This window comes from Niastella yeongjuensis (genome assembly GCF_900110245.1).
Classification (GTDB): domain Bacteria; phylum Bacteroidota; class Bacteroidia; order Chitinophagales; family Chitinophagaceae; genus Niastella; species Niastella yeongjuensis.
On record NZ_FOCZ01000015.1, the window covers coordinates 27,687 to 46,841 of the forward strand.

Here is a 19,155-nt window from a genome sequence, read left to right on the forward strand (position 1 = left end):
TTATACGAGGACTTACTTAAGCTTCTCCCAACAAGATATTTACTTTATTCAAAAAGTCCCGTGGCAGCTGATGAGTTGGGTCAATGTCGATTGCCTGCTCGAACTGTTCCTTTGCTTTTCTATAATCACCCATCTTAAAATAGCACTCACCAATCGAAAATACGGCAAGCATACTATTCGGGCTCACTTCCAACGACTCCTGAAAGTCTTCAATTGCGTCAGCCCAAAGCCCTAAGTCCATTTTACAAAATGCCATGTTGTCGATTGCTTCATAAAAAGTGGGAATCAGGTCTATCGCTTTTGAATAGGCGTCAATGGCTTCATAGTACTTTTTCTCGTCGGTCAAAGTATATCCGGCCTGATAATAACCCGTTGCAATTGGGATGTACTCTTCCGGGTCTTGGGTTCCTCTTAAATATTCATGATAACCGATCAGGTCGTCGGCAACTATTTTTGAAGCGGTAAGCAATTTAGCATCCTTGAACCCATTCCTGTCAATCGGCGAATGATAAACCTGAACTTCCAAATCGGAAAGTGTCTCGTTATTGGGTAAGGCGTTCACCGGCTCATACCTTAAAACATGATAACAGTCAAAATCTTTATCGAAAGCCAACAGCTTATAGAGGTAGTATTGTTTGTGGTCTTGCGTATAAAATATATCCCCTTCAGAAAAGTAACTTTGGCTGGCAGCCTGCTCGTTTAAGTTGCTCATAGTTTCAGGTTGTTAAGAATCCCCGAAACGACAGCCTGTTCGTTTTATTGTTATTGGCTAAGTTTAACTATCCCAACGTTACGTTTTACTTAATTTTCTGTACCTATATAAGGCTAACATACTGCTACTACCACCAATGTAATATATATCCAGTCTGGAATTGGCATTGGATCACCTTTGGCATAAGAATGGAAACCCGACAAATATGCCCAGCAATGCGCTAAGGCCTGAAAAGCCATAGCTGGCGGTGATACTGGCATCCGATCTCGATACCCGCGGTGGTGGTTATTTTTTTATCACTGATTGGTGCTACTACCAATACCTTCACCCTGCCGAATTATTACCTTTGCCCCATGCGAAAGATAATATTGAATTTAGCCACTACACTAGATGGGTTTATCGAAGGAGCCAATGGGGAACTGGACTGGTGCATACTGGAGGAAGATATGCATTTCGATAAATTTCTGGAATCTGTTGACACTATCTTCTATGGACGCGTAAGTTATGATCTATGGGGTAATTACCAGTCTGACGCAGCTGCATCGGATATGGAAAAGCGGTTCTCTTCCCTCATTCAGTCTATGAAAAAAATCGTTTTCTCCAGCCAGTCAAGAGCAGATGAGAAGGCTACCTTTATCAGTACTGACGTAGTAGCCGAAGTAGAAAGGATCAGGAACCAGCCCGGCAAAGATATCTGGCTCTACGGCGGCGCCAAACTGATCACCACCTTTATAGAAAACGGCCTGGTTGATGAATATATGATCTCCGTTCACCCAACTGTATTAGGAGCCGGCAAACCCTTGTTTGAAAACGCAGCCAGGTTTGACCTGCAACTGACCGATACCAAAGTATTCAAATCGGGCGTGGTGCAACTGATCTATGCACCCAAAACCAGGTGAAATTCATAATTGTTTATTCTAGCTATTTGATCCAGTAACGAACGTTGTTCACCCGGCCTGTTCTCAGGTCCCACACATAATGGACCACATCGTTGTCGCTGACCGTCCATATTTCGTACTGGTCGTCACCTGCCTGCTGCACATAGCGCTCTATGCCAAACATGCCTTTATGCTGTAACCGCATGGCCCGGTCTTTTACGGGCAAATTTAAATACCCGCCTGCAGCCACTTCAATAGCACTCTCCCATTGTTCGGGATATATAAAAGAACAGGCGTTAAATACGGTATCAACGTTCTGCAGGATATTGTCCCCGGGTTGGGTGGTCTCTTTAAAACCGCTATCAAGTGCAGGCCTGGGTTTCAGGAAGGTTTTTAATTGTGCCGTTCTGGCTGCAACAAACCGCGCCTGGTTCTGCTGATAAAATATGCCTGCTATTTCGCTCCGGTGCGTCATGTACCGCGTTTCCTTTTCCAGATCGTAGGATTGGTAATGGTCCCACAATGTCCTCATTCCATCAGCCCATAACCCGGTGGCTTCATCGAGCGGTTTTACCACCGATGCCGGCCATTCTATCGGCTGCACAACTGCGTACTGCATCTTTCCCAGCCTGCCATCCCGCAGATCAAATGTAAAATGGAATACATATGAACGATCTGCACACCAAACCTGCCATACATCTCCGGCAACAGGCTCTGTATATAACAGGGTACCGAAAGCTGCCCGTTTCCGATAGTATTTCATTACATCGTCAATTGGAAGATAATTGTCGGCCGTGATGAAAGGGACCATTGTATTCATTACTATTTGCGCAGGCATTCCGGGATCAAATGAACGAAGAAAAGCGAGTGACATCAGGTCTGCATTTTCCCCGATCTCTTCCATGCCACGCGGATTTCTCCAGGCAAATGCCTTTAATGCAGCCGGTGGTGGGTTATATTGACGGAACCTGGCAGTGCGTAATGCCAAATATTCATTTCCGTTATCTTTCAGGAACCGGCTATAGGCTATGTAGAAAGGATGTTCCCGAAAGCGCTTTATCATGGTAGTATCAAAAAATTGAAGGGACAGATCTTCCCACGCTGCCTGATGCGCTTTCATGAAAGCATTAGCCTTCCGGCGTACATCGGTTTCCTGGGCGCAGGTATGGAGTAGGATCATAAAACAGGCTGCCAACAGGCAGGTTAACTTTTTCATGCGCAGCTATCCACAAAATCCAGTCCAAAATAAGACAAACTCCCCATTTAGAAGAAGCTATCACGCAGCATCTAAATTTTTTATTAATTTGTAATTCCCAAAGCAATTATTATGAAGCTACTTCTCACTTCCGCCGGCATTAGCAACCCTACCATTCACCAGGCACTCGTTGACCTTTTGGGTAAACCGGTTTCTGAGGCGAATGCTCTTTTCATCCCCACCGCGATATACGCTTTGCCTAACGGCACTGACATAGCGCGCAGGGTGATCAACGGATCATTAGGTGACCCCTTCTGCGAATTAGGCTGGAAGTCGTTGGGCGTGCTGGAACTCACCGCGTTGCTCAGTGTAAAACAGGAGCTCTGGCTTCCCAAACTTCAGGAGACCGATGCCTTGCTGGTTGGAGGCGGTGATTGCCAGTATCTGAGCTACTGGATGCAGCAGACCGGACTGGCAGACCTGTTGCCCTCGTTACTGCGCAAAACAGTTTATGTGGGTCTGAGTGCAGGGAGCATGGTGATGACGCGCTTTGGAACCACTTATGGTCATCATACCCTGCCTGCCGAAAGCGATAAATCACTGGGATTATTTGATTTTGCACTACATCCTCATCTTGACCATGAATGGTTCCCGAAGAATTCCCTGTCCAACCTGGAAAAACTGGCTGCCACGCTGCCAATGCCTTCATACGCAATTGACGATCAAACCGCCATTAAAGTGACTGGTAGCACCATTGAAGTTGTTTCCGAAGGCAACTGGAAGTTGTTTACCCCTTAAGAAATTTTAAACTTACTGTAAAGCCCGGCTTGTCCTTTTGAGGTAATAACAATAGCGCGCGAATTTTTCTTTCTTCTTAACCAGTCTGCCTGCAGCATTTCATTAAGCAACGCAGCACCCAGGGAACCAGAAAGATGATATTTTCGTTCGCTCCAGTCCAGACAGGGTCTGGCAAAAAGCCGTCTTTTGTTTTTTAATTCATTTACATCAATTCCAAAGTCCCTGAAGAATTTATCCCCTTTGGTTGTAAGTGTATAGACCTTATTTTGTAGCTCAATAATTTTTTGTGCTATCAATTTTTCAGTTACCAGCACACCTACTCTACCGGCTAAGTGATCATAACATGTTCTGCAATACTTTATATCCGAAATATCAATAGCTGTTTCTTTCACCTGATCTTTATGGGAGATAAGATTGGCAAGGGCTTCAATGGCATAGGCAACTTCCTGTCTTGAAAATCTGTAATACCGGTGCCTGCCCTGACTTTCTACTGTCAGTAAATCAGCCCGCACCAGTTTACTTAAATGCATACTTATGTTTTGTGCTGAGGTATCTGCACAAATTGCCAATTCTGTGGCCGTATAAGCCCGGCCATCGAGCAGCGTCCAGAGTACAATGGAACGTATGGGATCTCCAATCAGAGAAGTTATGTTACCAAATTGACTATCCATGCTTACAACCATTGTTAAGTGTTAAATGAAGTATTAAAGATAGCGTGGATTTAGCTTTGCTGTACAAAAAATTCAATGCAATGAAATTTGCCACGCTCTTTACGTTTCTATACAACCTGCTGCTATTAAAAACATATGGACAAACTATGAATAAAACTGAAATACTGAAAACGGAAAGCCGGATTCCCGGTTTACAGATCGCTATCGCTCACCAGGCACCTAATACGCTATCGAACGATTATCCGGTCCTTTTCCTTCATGGCAGCTCTTTCCCCGCTGCGCTGGCTTTTAATTTTAAAATGGATAATTATTCATGGCTGGACAATCTATCTGAAAACGGATACAATGTTTATGCCCTTGATTTTCCTGGATACGGCAACTCCGACCGTTATCCGGAAATGCAACATACCTCAGCAACCGGAAAACCCATTGGAAGGGCCGTGGATATTTACAAAGATGTTGACAAGGCTATAGATTTTATCATTCAAAAAACCGGAAAAGATAAAGTCTATTTAATTGCCCATTCCTGGGGCAGCTCGGTTGCCGCGTTATATGCCACAAAGTTTCCCCAAAAAATAGCTAAGTTAGTTTTGTTTGCACCTGTTACTGTAAAACAAGAGGCTACTGTAGCCCCCAAAATTGAGTACGCATATGAAGCAATGACACCTTCGCAGAGAATAGCAGCCATGAAAAGCCTTACTCCTGCCGGACAAACCTGCCAGCTGACAAAAGAAGTTTTTGAAACCTGGGGCAATGAATGGTTACAATCAGATCCGCTGGCTGGCAGGTTTACTACTGACAGCGTTCGCTTTCCCGCCGGACCCACACAGGATATAGAAGACCTGCTTCATGGAAAGTCTTATTATAACCCTGCCGAAATAAAAGTACCTACATTGATCATTCGGGGTGAGTGGGATAATTATCCGGATAACGACGATGCGGAAACGTTGTTCAGATCATTGACAAACGCAACTGAGAAAAAATATGTTGTCATTGCATCAGGCACCCACGTAATGCATTTGGAAAAAAATCGATTTCAGTTATATGATGAGGTGCTACATTTTCTGCAATACAAAAGAAACATCCAGTCAGCTAACACCCATGCTATTGCTGTAATTTTTGAAGTCATCCCGGCCGATGATTCCCGCAAACAGGTATATTTGAATATAGCGGCCAGTCTGAAACCCGAACTGGAAAAAATAACCGGTTTTATTTCAATTGAACGATTTCAAAGTATTTATCACCCTGAAAAAATATTGTCTTTATCATTCTGGTCAGATGAACAGGCGATCCAACAATGGAGAAATTTGGAGGCACACAGAAATGCCCAGTTAAAAGGCAGGGAATATATTTTTAAAGATTATCATCTGCGAATAGCCCAGGTGATCAGAGACTATGGAATGTTCGACAGAAAGGAAGCACCGGCGGATAGTAAAGCGCGCTATGAAACCGGGATTGCCCATCATTAACTTACTCTCCATTTCCCTTAAAACTAAATATCCAGGCCACAAAGCTGATAAGCCAAAGAAAATAGCCTGCATTCCTTGATGCAATTACCGCTGTACGTCCGTTTTCTGCTGCTAAAATGTCTTTCCAAAATAAAAAAGATAAAGCAAGCAATACTGATGCTATGCCGGGCACGATGGCTCGGCGGTCTCCGCGGAGTCTCAAAAAAATGGAGAGCATGAACAACGGGTTTGCAACCCATATTATCCATTCCAATAAACCACCGCCAAGAATGACAAGCCCACCCGTAAGGAAAGCTTCAAATCCTGCTATTGATTTTTTACCATCGTAATCCAGCATCGTAAAAGCAGGAAGTACAAACGAAAGCATATAGATCGCTAAACTGGAAATTAGTAGTATTCTTTGATAAGGAGAATATTCTTTAAGTCGGTCTTTCATATTTAAATAATTGCGAATATAATTATTTACAACGAAAGCCGATGCCCTTATCAATTTGTCCAAAAAAAAATCATTGTTGCTGTTTTAAAGTTCCCTACTTTTAAGTGATAGTAACTGAGCAACATTTATGGTAATGAAAGCCTGGCGTTTGATCAATTTAATTTTAGCCATCATAGTACTTATTCTGTTTGTAGCCATTACCGGTTATAACTTCGAAAAAAACATTCTGTTATCAATAACATCTGCATCAATAGCTATTAATTTAACAGTTAACATAGCCAAAAGACGAAGTAATTAATTGAGCTGCGAAACATTGTAACCATATTGCTTTTTAAAAGCAAAGGAGAAGTGTGCCAGGTTCTCAAAACCTGCGTCTAGATATACGTCAACCGGCTTTTGTTTTTGAACAACGATCTGGCAGTGCGCCCGCTCCAGGTCTTACCCCTGCTAAGCGACCGCAGACTTGCCTTCACTTTATATCCCTTTTTCAGTAACGCGATGATACAATAGCTGGCTATAAAACCGGAACCGCCGGTAACCAGCACGGTTTCTTTTACGTTTTCCATATAATATTTTAGGTAAAATTATAGGGAATGTACCCGGCGAACTTTGTTGGAAAGGCGTTTTTACTTTGCTGAAAAGGCGGTGTAAATTCGCTTACATTTGCACCGGGAAGCATATGCCAACCACACTAAAACGATATCTCCTTGGACAATTCGATCAGTTTAAATAAGTTTATCAGTGACACGGGTTACTGCTCGCGCCGGGAAGCGGACAACCTCATTTCCACCGGCCGGGTAATGTTGAACAACCGGCCAGCCGCTTTGGGCAACCGGTATAAACCCGGTGATACGGTGGAAGTGGATGGCAGCATCATCACCGCCGCCAAAAAGGAAAAACGGGTATACCTGGCCCTTAATAAGCCACCTGGGATCACCACCACCACCGAATTACACATCAAGGACAATATCATCAGTTTCGTAAACTACCCCAAAAGGATCTTCCCTATTGGCCGTCTCGATAAAGATTCTGAAGGCCTGATCCTGCTCACCAATGACGGCGACATCATAAACAAGATCCTGCGAGCCGATAACAACCACGAAAAAGAATACATCGTACGGGTTAACAAACCCATCGACAATGCATTCATCCATCAAATGTCGAGCGGAGTGCCCATTCTGGACACCCGCACCCTTCCCTGTAAAGTACAGCCGATGGGCCGCCAAACCTTTCGTATTACGCTTACACAAGGCCTCAACCGCCAGATCAGGCGGATGTGCGAACACCTGGGTTATGCGGTTGTGGGGCTGCAACGGGTACGCGTAATGAACATCAGGCTCGACAAACTGGCACTGGGCAAATGGCGTTACCTCAGCGATGCGGAGTTATCGGCATTGATGGAAAGCATCTCCGATTCAACCAAGGTCCAAAGCCCGGCTAAACCAGCCCCACGCCAGCGTAAAGGCGCTGAAAACAGGGAGCAGGTTGATAAGAGTAAAGCAGCAAAGCCGGCTACCAAAGCAACAAAGCCTGCTTCTAAAGCAACAAAGCCGCCTGTTAAAGAGGGCAAACCCCAAACAGGTAAAAAGGAAGAGAAGTCGTGGAAGCGGGAAAAACCGGCGAAGAAATCTACCCAGGACCGCAAAGGGCAACACACCCGCCCCGGCAAAAACACGGGTAAAGAAAAGAAAAACCACGAGAACAAAAAGGAAAGGCGGCAAGGCGCTGAAGGTTCTTTCAAAAACTACCGAAGCAAGGGCCGTCGCTAAAGAAATATAGACAGTTTGTTTAATCCTCCCGTTAAAACGGGAGGATTATTTTTTTATCCATATAACACTATCTTACCATACATAGGAAAATTTCCAATGAACGTATCATGATGGCTGTATAAAGTTTTCTCAAAAGAGATTAATAAGTATTTTGACAGTATAACCGTACAGGTAACTAGCTGCCATACGCGCAACCAACCAAAACCAAACTGTCAGAATCTAGTATGAAAAAAATCATTGTAGCCGTTTCCCTTGTATACAGTACTGCCTTCTCATTTGCCCAGGATGGAAAAGCCAATTTCACAAAAGCCTTTCAGCAACAAAACAACGGTAAATCCTGGATCGAGATCAACGAGGTCAAAGAGCTGGTGCACATTATGATCGCCGTTACCAAATTCGGCTTAGGCAACGATGATATGGTGCAGCAACAAGGCGATTACTACCAGGATGTGTTGAAACAATTCAAACCCTTTCAAAACGAACCCATTCTTATAACATTCGATTCGCTGCTGCAAAAAAGCCCCCTCAACTATGTATTCCTAACAGGCAACGCCATCAGTTATGATTTTAACAACGATACCCTGCTGGCCAACGATATATATTCAATACCTGCCGATGAAGTAAATAAGATCAGGATCACTGAAAATCCTATTACCACTTACAAGACAGCCATCGAGAATTTTGCAAAGAAATCGTCCTTCCGGCAATTCTATGCATTACACCAGCCTGTTTACAACAACGTTATTTCGGATTACGAAAAAAATGCCAATCTCGGAAGACAATGGAAATGGCTGGAGCGAAACTTTACCACCCGTGTCAACAGCTATCAGATCCTTTGTTCGCCGTTAATCAATGGTTTGAACTACACCGGGGCTTTTACCGACGGCGATTTTAAACTGATCCAGATGATATTGCCGCCTATTATTCACAATGAAAAATGGACGGCTGCATTCACCGAGGCTTTTAACACAAGAGGCATGTTTACCGAGATAGACCATAACTATGTAAGAAAGCCGGGCGAAAAATATGAAAAGGAAATAAATGAAGCGTTGAAGGACCGTGAAAAGTGGGTAAATGTAAAGGTATATGGGACCGAGTATTATCATACCCCCCTGCACGTTTTTAACGAATACATGACATTTGCCGTCTTTTTGTTGTATTGCGAAGAGGTGTTCAAAAAAGATCCCGAAACATTGAAAGCCACATACGAGGATGTAAATGGCGTAATGGTAAAACAGCGGGGTTTTATAAAAATGAAAGCGTTTGCCGATTACCTGGTCACTCTTCGTAACGCCAATAAAAATAAAAAAATCGAAGCGCTGTATCCCGCATTGGTGCAATGGTGCGCCAAACAATAATTTCACTATTACTAAAACGCCTCGCCCAATGACAAATAAACTCCGGTAAAACCTTTACTAAAACCGATATCGATCCCGATATTGGTCCTGGAGATCTTATTGAATTTTATCCGCAGGCCTGTTCCGGCTGCCGGGTGCCAGTAAACGAAACCATTTCCTTCGTATTCGGATACTGTATGTACGTTGGTAAATATTACAAAACCCCAGAAACCATTGCGGGTGAGGTCCCTTCTGTATTCCGTTTCAAAATACAATAGCTGCCTGCCCCGGTACCTGTTTTGTTCAAAACCCCGACCTGACCGGTTATAATAATCCCAGCCAATGCTGGGCAAATCCAGGTAAGGGGCATGCCCATTTGTAACAGCCCAATAATAACTCCAGCATGCGAGGATATTTTGCTGACGTTTACTAAAAGAAAAATATTTACGGGCATCTATTAACAGGGACTGCCAGTCGTAGGTACTTCCCAGACTTTTCAGGTTAAACCGGTAGTCAACGGCGAAGTAAACGCCACGTGGCGGATTGGCGGAATTTCGCCGGGTGTCGATCGAAAAGTTAATCACCGGGCCTGAAGAGGTAGTTTGCTGGTTATAATCCTTTATGTAATCATAAAAAGGGATGGTTGCCAAAACAGAATCATTTTTTAAGCTGTTGTTGAAGTGAAAGTCAAGGTCATAGCCCGCCCCGATATATAATTTTCGTCCTATTTTTTTCAAACAGCTGTGGTATAACCGGAGGTAATTGTACTGAAGCAATGCCTTGTCACCTTCATTTGTATTGCCACCTAACCCCCATGTATATTGCGGGTAGATCATAAATCGCGTATCCCCTTTTAATAACAGGGCATCGTTTGGCAGCCAGATCAGATCCCTGAATGGCAGTACAAACTTTCCATCCAGGGTAAACCAGGGAGTAAAGGTAATGGTCGATAAGGACGTGGTGGATTCATCGTCTGTATAGAAAGAGGCGTTGAACGCTGTAGCCACGGCTTTTCCGCCACCGGCTACACTTCCGGCAACAGGGATCAGTGAAAATTGAAATTTCTTTTTCAAACGGGTGGAATCAATTTTTTGCTGATCGACTTTGAAGAGTTTTTTCAGGATATCGATCAGGTCTTTCTGGCTGGCTAACCGGGAGGTATCAACCTGCGCCTGTATCGATACCGGATATAATCCCATAAAGCAGGACAGCATCAGCACCTGTATACTCACTTTATTTTTCAAGTCAGGTTACATTAGAATGTTTCTGACGCAGCCAGGTAAAAGCCGGATGATTTATTGCCGAACGCGAAATCAACGGCCAGGTTGGTTCTTGTTTTTTTATCAACCATAATGCGCAATCCCAACCCATAACCTGGTTGTATGGATTGAAATAGTTTTACGGTCTCCTGCGGGTTGCTGGCAGTGGTGGCATTTGCAAACAAAACGCCACCCAGCACTCCCGTACAGGGTGATATTGGAAAACGATATTCTGTTTCTCCATATACCAGGTTGTTTCCGCGAAACCGGCCCTGGGTATAACCGCGTGCACTTCTGCTTCGTTGGTCGTAGGCGGTGGCTGGTAAGATCAGGTAAGGCAATTCTCCTTTTGATGAGAAATCCCCCATCAGCCAAAAGCCAATAAGGTGCCGCGGATTCCTTTTCGACAATGAATGAAAACTCCGCCACTCCCCATAAAAGAGACTGGTATTTGAATTAGTGCCAAACAATTTCAGCGAGGTGCGCCAGTTGAAAAAGAAGTAATGCCCTTTGTATGCATTGATCAGATTGTCCCGGGTATCTGATACAATGTTAAAGTTTAATGTAGAGACAGTATATTTTGCCGTATCGAATCCGTAGTGTTTGTTATACACGTAATGACTGGTAAGTAATGTATTGCCTGGTTCCAGCCGAAGTTTTTCATCTACAATTTTTGAATAGGAATCGAGGTAGTACCCGGTGCCAATGTAAAATGATTTCTTTATATGAAAAGAGATGGACTGATAAAACCGGAAGAAATTAAACCGTAAAGGCTGGGCCAGCGAATCGTCTGTTGTTTCTAATCCCAGCAGGTTGAAATGATAATTCAGCCCCCCCTCTTCAGGCGCATTGGTCCCTAAGCCATAGGTAGATTGTGAATATTCCTGGAAGCGCCAGTCGCCTGTTAGAATGAACTTGTTATTCTTTGAGAAAATAGTGTTCTTTATCAATAAGAGTTTCTGTCCTTTGGTAGTGAGTTGAACACTGCCTGAGATCAACGAATAATTGGTTTTCTCGCCTTTCAATTTAAAACCGTACTGGCCGCCAACGCCAATCATAAAACCAGTTGCGGGATTGGAGCCGATAATAGGTACCAGGATAATAGACCCTTTCTTGCCTGTATCCTTTTTGGGAGGCATTTTCAATGCTGCCCGGATCAGGTCAGCAACATCTTTTTGAACACAGGTTGTATCGCGATGGACCGTTGAATCATTTTGTGCATGGCTGCCATAATAAAGAAGCATGCTCAACACGAACAACACCACTGGTTTCCCAAACAATTCAAACACTTTTCCTGCCATACCTTATTAAATAATAACACAATATTAGTGTGTTTAGGTAGTGCAGCTAAGTGTTATACGGTCAATTGACGTAGGTATTTAACGGTTAAACGGGTCAACAGCTCATTGAACAACCAGACTTTTGGTGCTCATGCTAAAACCACTGAAGCACCCGATCACATTGTTTCCACTGATTGTATTCATTAGACTGACGGGCGTAGCAAATGGCCCGGCGTTTGATCTGGCTTTATTAAAGCTGTCCCAGAAATTGTACACCTTCCTTTCCACACTGACCAGGTAATAATTTACGGAGTCGCCAATGGCAAAACCATTGGAAAGCGTTAAGTGAATATACTGGCCGTTTACCAGGTCATCGGTGCCCGGCGTAAAACGATTGGTGCCCATGCCGCCCCATCCAAAATCGTTCCTGGAGCCGATGGTGCTCCAATAATACAACTGGGTATTGCCAATGGTATCGGGGTCTTTGTAATGAACGGTCAGCCGCGCCTTGGTTTGTACGGTATCTTCATCTTCATCTTCATCGAGGAAATGAAAGCCGCTGGTTACACTGTCTATGGGAATAAGGGGCAGCAATGTAGTGATGGCTGAATATTGCTTTCCCTCTGCTTCAATCTCCAGTAAATAATGTTTGCCAGGTTTTCCTATCAATGCTCTTGTTGGATCGGCTTTCAGCATAGGATCAAAATAAACACCGGGCAACTCCTGGTCATTGAACTGGGGAAACCGGCCTTCCTTCAGTATTCTTTTTGAAGCCAGGTCCCAGTTATAGGTATTATTGGCAAGCAGGGTCCCTTCGGTAACTGTTACCACAGCGCCGGTCACCGGAATGTTTTCAAACCCCGGTTCAAAATAACTCTGGCTGCGGCCCAACACCACATAATTATACTCAGGCAATTGATTGTTTATATAACCTTCTACGATCAGCTGAGGCTGATTGTCCTTTAATTTTATATCAAAATTCCGCTCACACGAAACGAATGTCACCATCGTCAATAGCAGGATATAAGTGATTGCTTTTCTCATTCGTTTAAAATTTAAAATTCCAGGTAATACCGGGTAAAATGGGAAACAGAAAAACCTGTTTTCCCTGGATGGTCCGTTCATCTTCATTGGCATTGATATAAATGAAATACGGATTGCGCCGGTTGTATACATTGTACAAACTGAATACCCAGTTGCTTTTAAAACGTTTGGCCCGGGGGCGCGGCGTAAGTGTAAAGGCCAGATCTAACCGGTTGTAAGCCGGCATGCGGTAGTCGTTGATCTTATCGTACTGACTGATATTCGTAAATATGGGTTGCTGGTCGCGGGAACTATAACCCACATTGTAAACAAACCGGCCTGTAGGCATGGTCAGGGCATTGCCGGTTCCATATACAAAAACGGCGGAAGCCTCCCAGTGCCTGCCGAGTTTATAATTCGCTACAACGCTTATATCATGGGTACGATCGTACCGGTATGGAAATGGTTTGCCTTCATTCATATCGGCAAATGTGCGTTCAGCCCGGCTCAGCGTGTAACCGATCCAGCCGGTAAATTTTCCGGTTTTCTTTTGTATAAACAGTTCCAGTCCGTACGCCCGGCCGCTGCCAAAGATCATCTCCCCTTCCAGGTTCTGATTTAATAATAATTGTGCGCCCGGTTTAAACTCCAGTTGATTGCCCAGGGTTTTATAATAGGTTTCCACACTGGCTTCATAACGCCCATTACCAAAGCCTTTGAAAAAACCGGCTGCCACCTGTTCTGCTTTGCCAGGTTTAATAAGCCGGCTCACAGGCACCCAAAGATCGCTGGGGAAAGTAGCCGCACTGGTAGTTGCCAGGTGCAGGTATTGAATGGTGCGTGTATATGATAATTTTACACTGGCTGCATTGGGCAGTTTGTATAATAGACTGATCCGGGGTTCTGGATAATGATAACGGGCAATGCTTTGCCCTCTTTTATAATAGGTTGTCTGGCCGGTAGGCGCCCCATCGGGCCCGTATATTACATGCTCCGTAGGACCCACCTGGTTAAAATAACTGTAGCGCATGCCAGCTACCAGGTTCAGCCGGGTGGTAAGATCGACATCGGCACTTACATACCCCGCCGCTTCGCGTGCATACTGGTCATTGATCTGCGACTGGAATTCCTGGAAGCCGGCGTTGGCACTGCCCGCACCCGGTTTGAATTTATGCCAGGTATATTGAAGACCGCCCTTCCATCTTAACCAGGTTGCCGGCGTATATACCCAATCGTCTTTTACCGTGTGATCGGTTAGACCTGATGAAAAAATAAATCCGTTAGTAGAAAAAGCTATCTGGCTGTTTAAATTAAAATCATTCCGTACCAACGATAATTCATGCCGCCACTTTCTGCTCAATTGTTGTTTCCAGGTGAGGCCAACTATGGTATTGCCCCAGATGGCATTGAACTGCCGGTGGGGGCCATCATTGTCATTGTCGGTAAAAGTGAAGTCGTCTTTTCCAATATAGAAGGTCAGATACAGGGCATTTTTACTGTTGATGGCAAAGTCGGCTTTGGCGTTTATGTCGTAAAAGAAATACCCATTGCGACCGATGCTGTCGGGGGCTATTACCCGGGCTACCTGGTCAATGTAGGTGCGGCGCGCGCTGATCACAAAGGAGGCTCGCTTTTTTATCAATGGCCCTTCCAGCGAAAGCCGGGAGGAGATCAGGCCAATACCTCCACTAAATTTTACAGAATCCCTGTTGCCATCGCGGGTATTTACTGAAATGACACTGCTTAAACGGCCGCCATATTCGGCAGGTATTCCACCCTTTATTACTTCTATATTTTTCACTGCATCCCCGTTGAAAACGCTGAAAAAACCAAGCAGATGATTGGGATTGTACACCGGTATGCCATCGAGCAAAACCAGGTTTTGATCGGGGCCGCCACCACGAACGTAAATACCGGCACTCGCTTCGCCCCCATTTTTAACGCCCGGTAACAGGGTTATTATTTTCAACGGGTCCACCTCGCCCAGTACTACCGGCAGTTTCTGGATCTGTTCCATATCCAGGCTGTGAACGCTCATCTGATTGCGCAGGATGTTACGGCTACCGGTGACAATTACGTTTTGCAGCAGGCTTTCCCGCGATCGTAAGTTCACCGTAATCGACGTATCATTATTTACTAACAGGAATTTGGTAATGTTATGGTATCCCACAGCGGTTACTGTGATCCGGTACCTTCCATTGGGTAAAATTGTCGAGATAATGCCGGTAGTATCGGCCAGCCGTTCCTTTTGATTGATCCTGATAGTGGCATTGCTTACCGGTAACTGAACACTGTCGATGACTTTTATGATAAGGGTACGACTTTGGGAGTATATGTTTTGGCTCATCAGTACCAACAACACAAATACTATAAAAGCAGTTATTTTGCTATCAGTCTTCTCCATTTTCATCAATATTAAATTACTACTAATCCCGCAAAGAATAAAACTGACTGTTGATGGAAAACGGAGAAAATATACTGTTTAAGAAAATTGAGCAATCGTTATTCCGAACCGCGCAGGATCTTTTCCATTTTCCTGCCTTTGGCCAGTTCATCGACCAACTTATCCAAATACCTGGCCTTTTGCGTCAAAGGTTCTTCAATCTCTTCCACCCGGTAACCACAGATCACTCCGGTGATCAGGGAGGCATTGGGATTTAGTGTGGCCCGCCGGAAGAATGTTTCAAAAGTTACTTTTTCTTTTATCAGCTCCTGTATGGTCTTTTTATTGAAACCTGTTAACCACTGTATCACCTGGTCCAGCTCTTCCTTTGTTCTGCCCTTCTTCTCCACTTTCTGCAGGTATAACGGATAAACTGACCCAAAGATCATTTTTGCGATACGCTCATGGTGTGTGGCTGAATTGCCCATACGTCGTATTTTACTGTTAAGATACGATTATAAATTTCCAGAATGATCTCCGGAGTGATCATTTATCAGCTCACTTCATTAAAGAATTCATAGCCAGAATATTGATCAGGTTCCTGAACCGGCAATAGCACTATAGGGATCAAATGGCTTTTCACATCAACTGATATCCCTTTTCGCCATGCCAATTTAGCGAGTGCAGTTGCTTCCAGGTTCATGAAGTCTTTTAATACAGGTGGTTGATTCTGTTTATTGTGTTTGGCCAGTAAGCTCATCAAACCTTCCTCAATTTTTGCTTTGTCGTTATCAATAAAGCCTTCAAATACGGGAATAACCCCATTATAGTTTTTTTCCCAGCCTTGGCCACTTCGCTTTTTCAAACCTTCAATATTTAAAGAGAGCCCATCTATATCATTCTTTAACACATTTTGAATGGCCTTGCCAAAACAAGCTGCAAATGAACCGGGGGAATCCATTCTCGTATACGTTAAATATCGTTCTATCAAAAAACTGCTGTCGCTTAAAAGCGGGTAAGTAAATGTTGCCAAAACATCGAAAATCTCTCCATTTATTTTTTCATAGTACCAGGCATTTGTCATGCCCATATTATACAGATGCTGCCTGGCGGCTTTAAAATCGCCTTCTACAAATGCTTTATAAATAAAATAAACCTCATTGATGCCTATAAAAGATAGAATATGAAAAGGCTTTTTGGCCGGATCCATAATCAATGCTAACTTCTTTGCCTCTCTCGCTTTATTGTCGCTGAGTAGTTGGTCTAAAAATTCAATAGTTGCCATGAATTAAATAATGTTTTATTTTTACCTGCATGTTAAACCAACCTCGTATTACCATCGGCCTCTCCCACCCTAATTCCAGGAATGCAGAAGCATTTTTAAATTCCTGGGAGGAACCTTTTCTACTCCAGGAAAAAGGAACAAACAAGTTCATTTTTCACTCTGCTATTTCTCAAACAAAACTGGAACTGATATTCTTTGATTCATACGACGAAGCCAACTCGTTTGGTATTGAACATTTAAATCCGGTTAACGAAACAAGCATGTGGAACCTTAACGGGTCTATGTTATTTTCCGCAAGCGGGAACAATGCAGACAAGGTCCAAAGTCTCGTAAGCCACTTCGCCGGAAAAGAGTAAGCACATGAAGCTTAATAATCATTCGCTATCCTTTTCCCATTTACCGGGTTCTTTTTTTTCAAGTTTATTTAACGCCCATCGTTTTATCACTTCATCTTCTGATTGAGTCAATTTTTTTAATGCTTCAAGGTTATCAGGTTCAGGCTGAACCACAATAGCATTAATGAGTTGATGAATGTAGGAACCTTTAAAATCTTCCTGATGCAAATACACTGGTATTGTATTTATTGCGGCCAATAAAAAAGGGACATTTGCTTTGTTTGTATTGAATATCAACTCAAAAATGTGGGCTATTTCTTCATGCCTTCTATGCCAATCCCCTAATATTATCTTCAATAAAATATTCTCTACCTGCGCATCAAAAAGACCAAATAAAAACCCGACAAAAAATGAGTCTTCCAGCATTTTGCTGCTTTTGTGCCGGTTAGCCATTTCTAAACAAACTTTTAGATCAGTGCTCGATACACTGTCGCGATAGATGGAAAGCAATTCTTCACTTGATTTTTTCTCATTCCAAAACGAAAACGTTATTTTCAATAGCATGTTGAAACTTTGCCATCTACTGTGAATACCATAACGTCCCCAGTCAAATTCCCTGACATGTAAAGCAAAATATTCATCAGGCAAGATAAGCCCTACGTGTTCGAGGCCTTTTTGAAGAATGGTAGTTTGTGCTTCAACGTCCAGGTTCTTAACTACCTGAAAGCCATTTTCTATTTTTCCATGACCCCGGTACACAATGATATCTCCATCAAAAACAACAGCCAGATCGTCACCACTTGGTCCGCCCCACATAAAATCCTGGAAATATAGTATTGGCACCCCGGTTTGATCGTTTAATTGCTTTAAATAATAAAACAAATTAAAATGACTGGTATTTAGCTCAGGTATTGCCGTAAGCTCATTGATCACGCCATAGTCATTAGTGATAGGCTCCATTATTCTTTCCTCATCCACACATTCTCCATAGAAACCGGTTTTAACTTCTGGCTCCACGGCCAATAATCCGCCGTCGGGGAGCCCATGCCGCATGTAACTATACTTGGTAGGCACATCACCGAATATATTCTCTCGCGAATAATCATCGACCCCTTCAAGATCATTAATTAAATAAATACTTTCAACTACCGGAATGGTTTTAAAAAAATCAATAACGTTTTTTTCTGGAAAGGTGTATATTCTTACGATATCCCAGGACATAATTTTACTTTTTGTATATTTTACTTCACTCCTTCAATAATAGAAAACGCCAAATATAATATCCCTATTTTAATAATAATAGCGGAATACTGTTATTTTTGGGCTATATAACCGCGATATATGTCCCTACCCAAAGAGATCCTGGAGATATTTTATAAAACGCTGAGCGGCGAATTGCCAGTACTTGAGTTTGAAGAATGGTTGTATGCCAACCACCAACTGGAGGCAATGATGACCCCGGATGATTACCTGGACCTCATCGCTTACGGTTATAAGGGCCAGGGTGCACTGCCCGGCTTGCATGAACTATTGAGAAAACATGTCGATGAGCGTGAGCTGGCATTTCGGACACACGTGCAAAAGAAATACGCACAGGGGTATAGGCCCACTTTGATCAAAACCCCATTTGATGAACAATTACAAAGAATAAAAGAGAAACTGGTAACGGCAGCACAAGCAGACAAAAATTGCATGGCATACGGAGCAGAACTGCATGAGTACATGTTGAGCGTGCCTGTCACAGAAGAAGAGGCAGCTGCATTCGAGCGCAGGTATTCCATTCAACTGCCAGCCGACTACCGGGCATTTTTACTGGTGGTGGGGAACGGCGGCGTTGAATTCGAAGAATCATACGGGATCTTAGGCGCGGGGCCTTATAACGGCCTTTATCCATTGGACTATGAAAACGACAAATCCAAAGATTATTTGAAATACGATTGCGTGATCGATCCGGACATGACAATAGAGCAGTGGGAGTTGTTAGCGCAATTTAAAAATAAGCAGGGTAAAATTTCCCCGGAAGCATACAGACAGGAAGCCCACAAAGTATTTGGCGGTGTTTTACCGCTGGGTTCACAAGGTTGCTCCTATATACACGCCCTGGTTGTTAAAGGGCCTTATGCGGGACGTGTGGTAAACCTGGACTACAACTACATTGTACCACCCCTTTTTGCACCTACCGCCACCTTCCTGGACTGGTATGAAGGCTGGCTGGACGAGGTCATTAACGGAACGCTTTTGAAGCGGGATGCCCCTTTTTATGGTTTCCCTTAATGAGGTGAGCTTTTGCGGGATTAATATTTAAGTAAACTGTCGAATAAACAA

The 19,155-nt window shown here is 43.5% G+C and carries 19 protein-coding genes; 7 read left to right on the plus strand and 12 right to left on the minus strand.

The window, feature by feature from the left end; genetic code table 11:
• Positions 1-16: 16 nt before the first annotated feature.
• The gene (locus BMX95_RS28465; protein WP_081200159.1) at positions 17-712 is read right to left on the minus strand and encodes a tetratricopeptide repeat protein; all 696 of its coding nucleotides are present in this window, start codon (positions 710-712) and stop codon (positions 17-19) included.
• Positions 713-1,065: 353 nt separating this feature from the next.
• Here BMX95_RS28465 and BMX95_RS28470 point away from each other — a divergent pair, with 353 nt between their 5' ends.
• Entirely contained in the window at positions 1,066-1,611 is a 546-nt protein-coding gene (locus BMX95_RS28470) for a dihydrofolate reductase family protein (RefSeq protein WP_081200227.1), read from the plus strand.
• A gap of 22 nt (positions 1,612-1,633) precedes the next feature.
• On the opposite strand, the gene BMX95_RS28475 is transcribed toward BMX95_RS28470, so the two are convergent.
• Complete coding sequence (locus tag BMX95_RS28475; RefSeq protein WP_081200157.1) at positions 1,634-2,806, minus strand: hypothetical protein; 1,173 nt, start codon at positions 2,804-2,806, stop codon at positions 1,634-1,636.
• A 111-nt stretch (positions 2,807-2,917) separates the two neighbouring features.
• Here BMX95_RS28475 and BMX95_RS28480 point away from each other — a divergent pair, with 111 nt between their 5' ends.
• Positions 2,918-3,583, plus strand: coding sequence for a Type 1 glutamine amidotransferase-like domain-containing protein (locus tag BMX95_RS28480; RefSeq protein WP_081200155.1), 666 nt, complete (start codon positions 2,918-2,920; stop codon positions 3,581-3,583).
• On the opposite strand, the gene BMX95_RS28485 is transcribed toward BMX95_RS28480, so the two are convergent.
• Entirely contained in the window at positions 3,580-4,254 is a 675-nt protein-coding gene (locus BMX95_RS28485; RefSeq protein ID WP_081200225.1) for an ArsR/SmtB family transcription factor, read from the minus strand. The two genes, BMX95_RS28480 and BMX95_RS28485, sit on opposite strands and share 4 nt — an antisense overlap.
• Before the next feature lie 80 nt (positions 4,255-4,334).
• Here BMX95_RS28485 and BMX95_RS28490 point away from each other — a divergent pair, with 80 nt between their 5' ends.
• Complete coding sequence (locus BMX95_RS28490; protein WP_143067621.1) at positions 4,335-5,723, plus strand: alpha/beta fold hydrolase; 1,389 nt, start codon at positions 4,335-4,337, stop codon at positions 5,721-5,723.
• 1 nt (position 5,724) lies between these two features.
• Here BMX95_RS28490 and BMX95_RS28495 read toward each other — a convergent pair whose 3' ends face one another.
• Both BMX95_RS28495 and BMX95_RS35575 read right to left on the minus strand, forming a co-directional pair.
• A complete protein-coding gene (locus BMX95_RS28495; protein ID WP_081200153.1) occupies positions 5,725-6,159 on the minus strand; it encodes a hypothetical protein in 435 nt (144 codons plus the stop codon).
• A gap of 374 nt (positions 6,160-6,533) precedes the next feature.
• Positions 6,534-6,725, minus strand: coding sequence for an NAD-dependent epimerase/dehydratase family protein (locus BMX95_RS35575; protein ID WP_081200151.1), 192 nt, complete (start codon positions 6,723-6,725; stop codon positions 6,534-6,536).
• A 141-nt stretch (positions 6,726-6,866) separates the two neighbouring features.
• Here BMX95_RS35575 and rluF point away from each other — a divergent pair, with 141 nt between their 5' ends.
• Together rluF and BMX95_RS28510 are read left to right on the plus strand one after the other, a co-directional pair.
• Complete coding sequence (gene rluF, locus BMX95_RS28505; RefSeq protein WP_081200149.1) at positions 6,867-7,928, plus strand: 23S rRNA pseudouridine(2604) synthase RluF; 1,062 nt, start codon at positions 6,867-6,869, stop codon at positions 7,926-7,928.
• A gap of 224 nt (positions 7,929-8,152) precedes the next feature.
• The gene (locus BMX95_RS28510; protein WP_081200147.1) at positions 8,153-9,286 is read left to right on the plus strand and encodes a DUF4932 domain-containing protein; all 1,134 of its coding nucleotides are present in this window, start codon (positions 8,153-8,155) and stop codon (positions 9,284-9,286) included.
• Between the two features lie 11 nt (positions 9,287-9,297).
• On the opposite strand, the gene BMX95_RS28515 is transcribed toward BMX95_RS28510, so the two are convergent.
• From BMX95_RS28515 to BMX95_RS28540, 6 genes are all read right to left on the minus strand, one after another.
• Complete coding sequence (locus BMX95_RS28515) at positions 9,298-10,509, minus strand: BamA/TamA family outer membrane protein (RefSeq protein WP_081200145.1); 1,212 nt, start codon at positions 10,507-10,509, stop codon at positions 9,298-9,300.
• 11 nt (positions 10,510-10,520) lie between these two features.
• Positions 10,521-11,825, minus strand: coding sequence for a BamA/TamA family outer membrane protein (locus tag BMX95_RS28520; RefSeq protein ID WP_081200143.1), 1,305 nt, complete (start codon positions 11,823-11,825; stop codon positions 10,521-10,523).
• 102 nt (positions 11,826-11,927) lie between these two features.
• Positions 11,928-12,848 (minus strand): DUF4249 domain-containing protein, encoded by a 921-nt coding sequence (locus tag BMX95_RS28525; RefSeq protein WP_165758907.1) that lies wholly within the window; start codon positions 12,846-12,848, stop codon positions 11,928-11,930.
• Between the two features lie 4 nt (positions 12,849-12,852).
• Positions 12,853-15,231: a TonB-dependent receptor gene (locus BMX95_RS28530; RefSeq protein ID WP_165758906.1), complete on the minus strand. Its 2,379-nt coding sequence runs from the start codon at positions 15,229-15,231 to the stop codon at positions 12,853-12,855.
• A 98-nt stretch (positions 15,232-15,329) separates the two neighbouring features.
• Positions 15,330-15,698 (minus strand): DUF2200 domain-containing protein, encoded by a 369-nt coding sequence (locus tag BMX95_RS28535; protein ID WP_081200137.1) that lies wholly within the window; start codon positions 15,696-15,698, stop codon positions 15,330-15,332.
• 65 nt (positions 15,699-15,763) lie between these two features.
• On the minus strand, positions 15,764-16,495 hold the full coding sequence (locus tag BMX95_RS28540) for an Imm49 family immunity protein (RefSeq protein ID WP_081200135.1): 732 nt from the start codon (positions 16,493-16,495) through the stop codon (positions 15,764-15,766).
• A 29-nt stretch (positions 16,496-16,524) separates the two neighbouring features.
• Here BMX95_RS28540 and BMX95_RS28545 point away from each other — a divergent pair, with 29 nt between their 5' ends.
• Positions 16,525-16,851, plus strand: coding sequence for a hypothetical protein (locus BMX95_RS28545; protein WP_081200133.1), 327 nt, complete (start codon positions 16,525-16,527; stop codon positions 16,849-16,851).
• 18 nt (positions 16,852-16,869) lie between these two features.
• Here BMX95_RS28545 and BMX95_RS28550 read toward each other — a convergent pair whose 3' ends face one another.
• Positions 16,870-18,051, minus strand: a complete 1,182-nt coding sequence (locus tag BMX95_RS28550) for a hypothetical protein (RefSeq protein ID WP_081200131.1) — start codon at positions 18,049-18,051, stop codon at positions 16,870-16,872.
• Between the two features lie 120 nt (positions 18,052-18,171).
• On the opposite strand from BMX95_RS28550, the gene BMX95_RS28555 reads away from it, so the two are divergent.
• Positions 18,172-19,104, plus strand: coding sequence for an SMI1/KNR4 family protein (locus BMX95_RS28555; protein WP_081200129.1), 933 nt, complete (start codon positions 18,172-18,174; stop codon positions 19,102-19,104).
• The last annotated feature ends 51 nt before the right edge of the window (positions 19,105-19,155 follow it).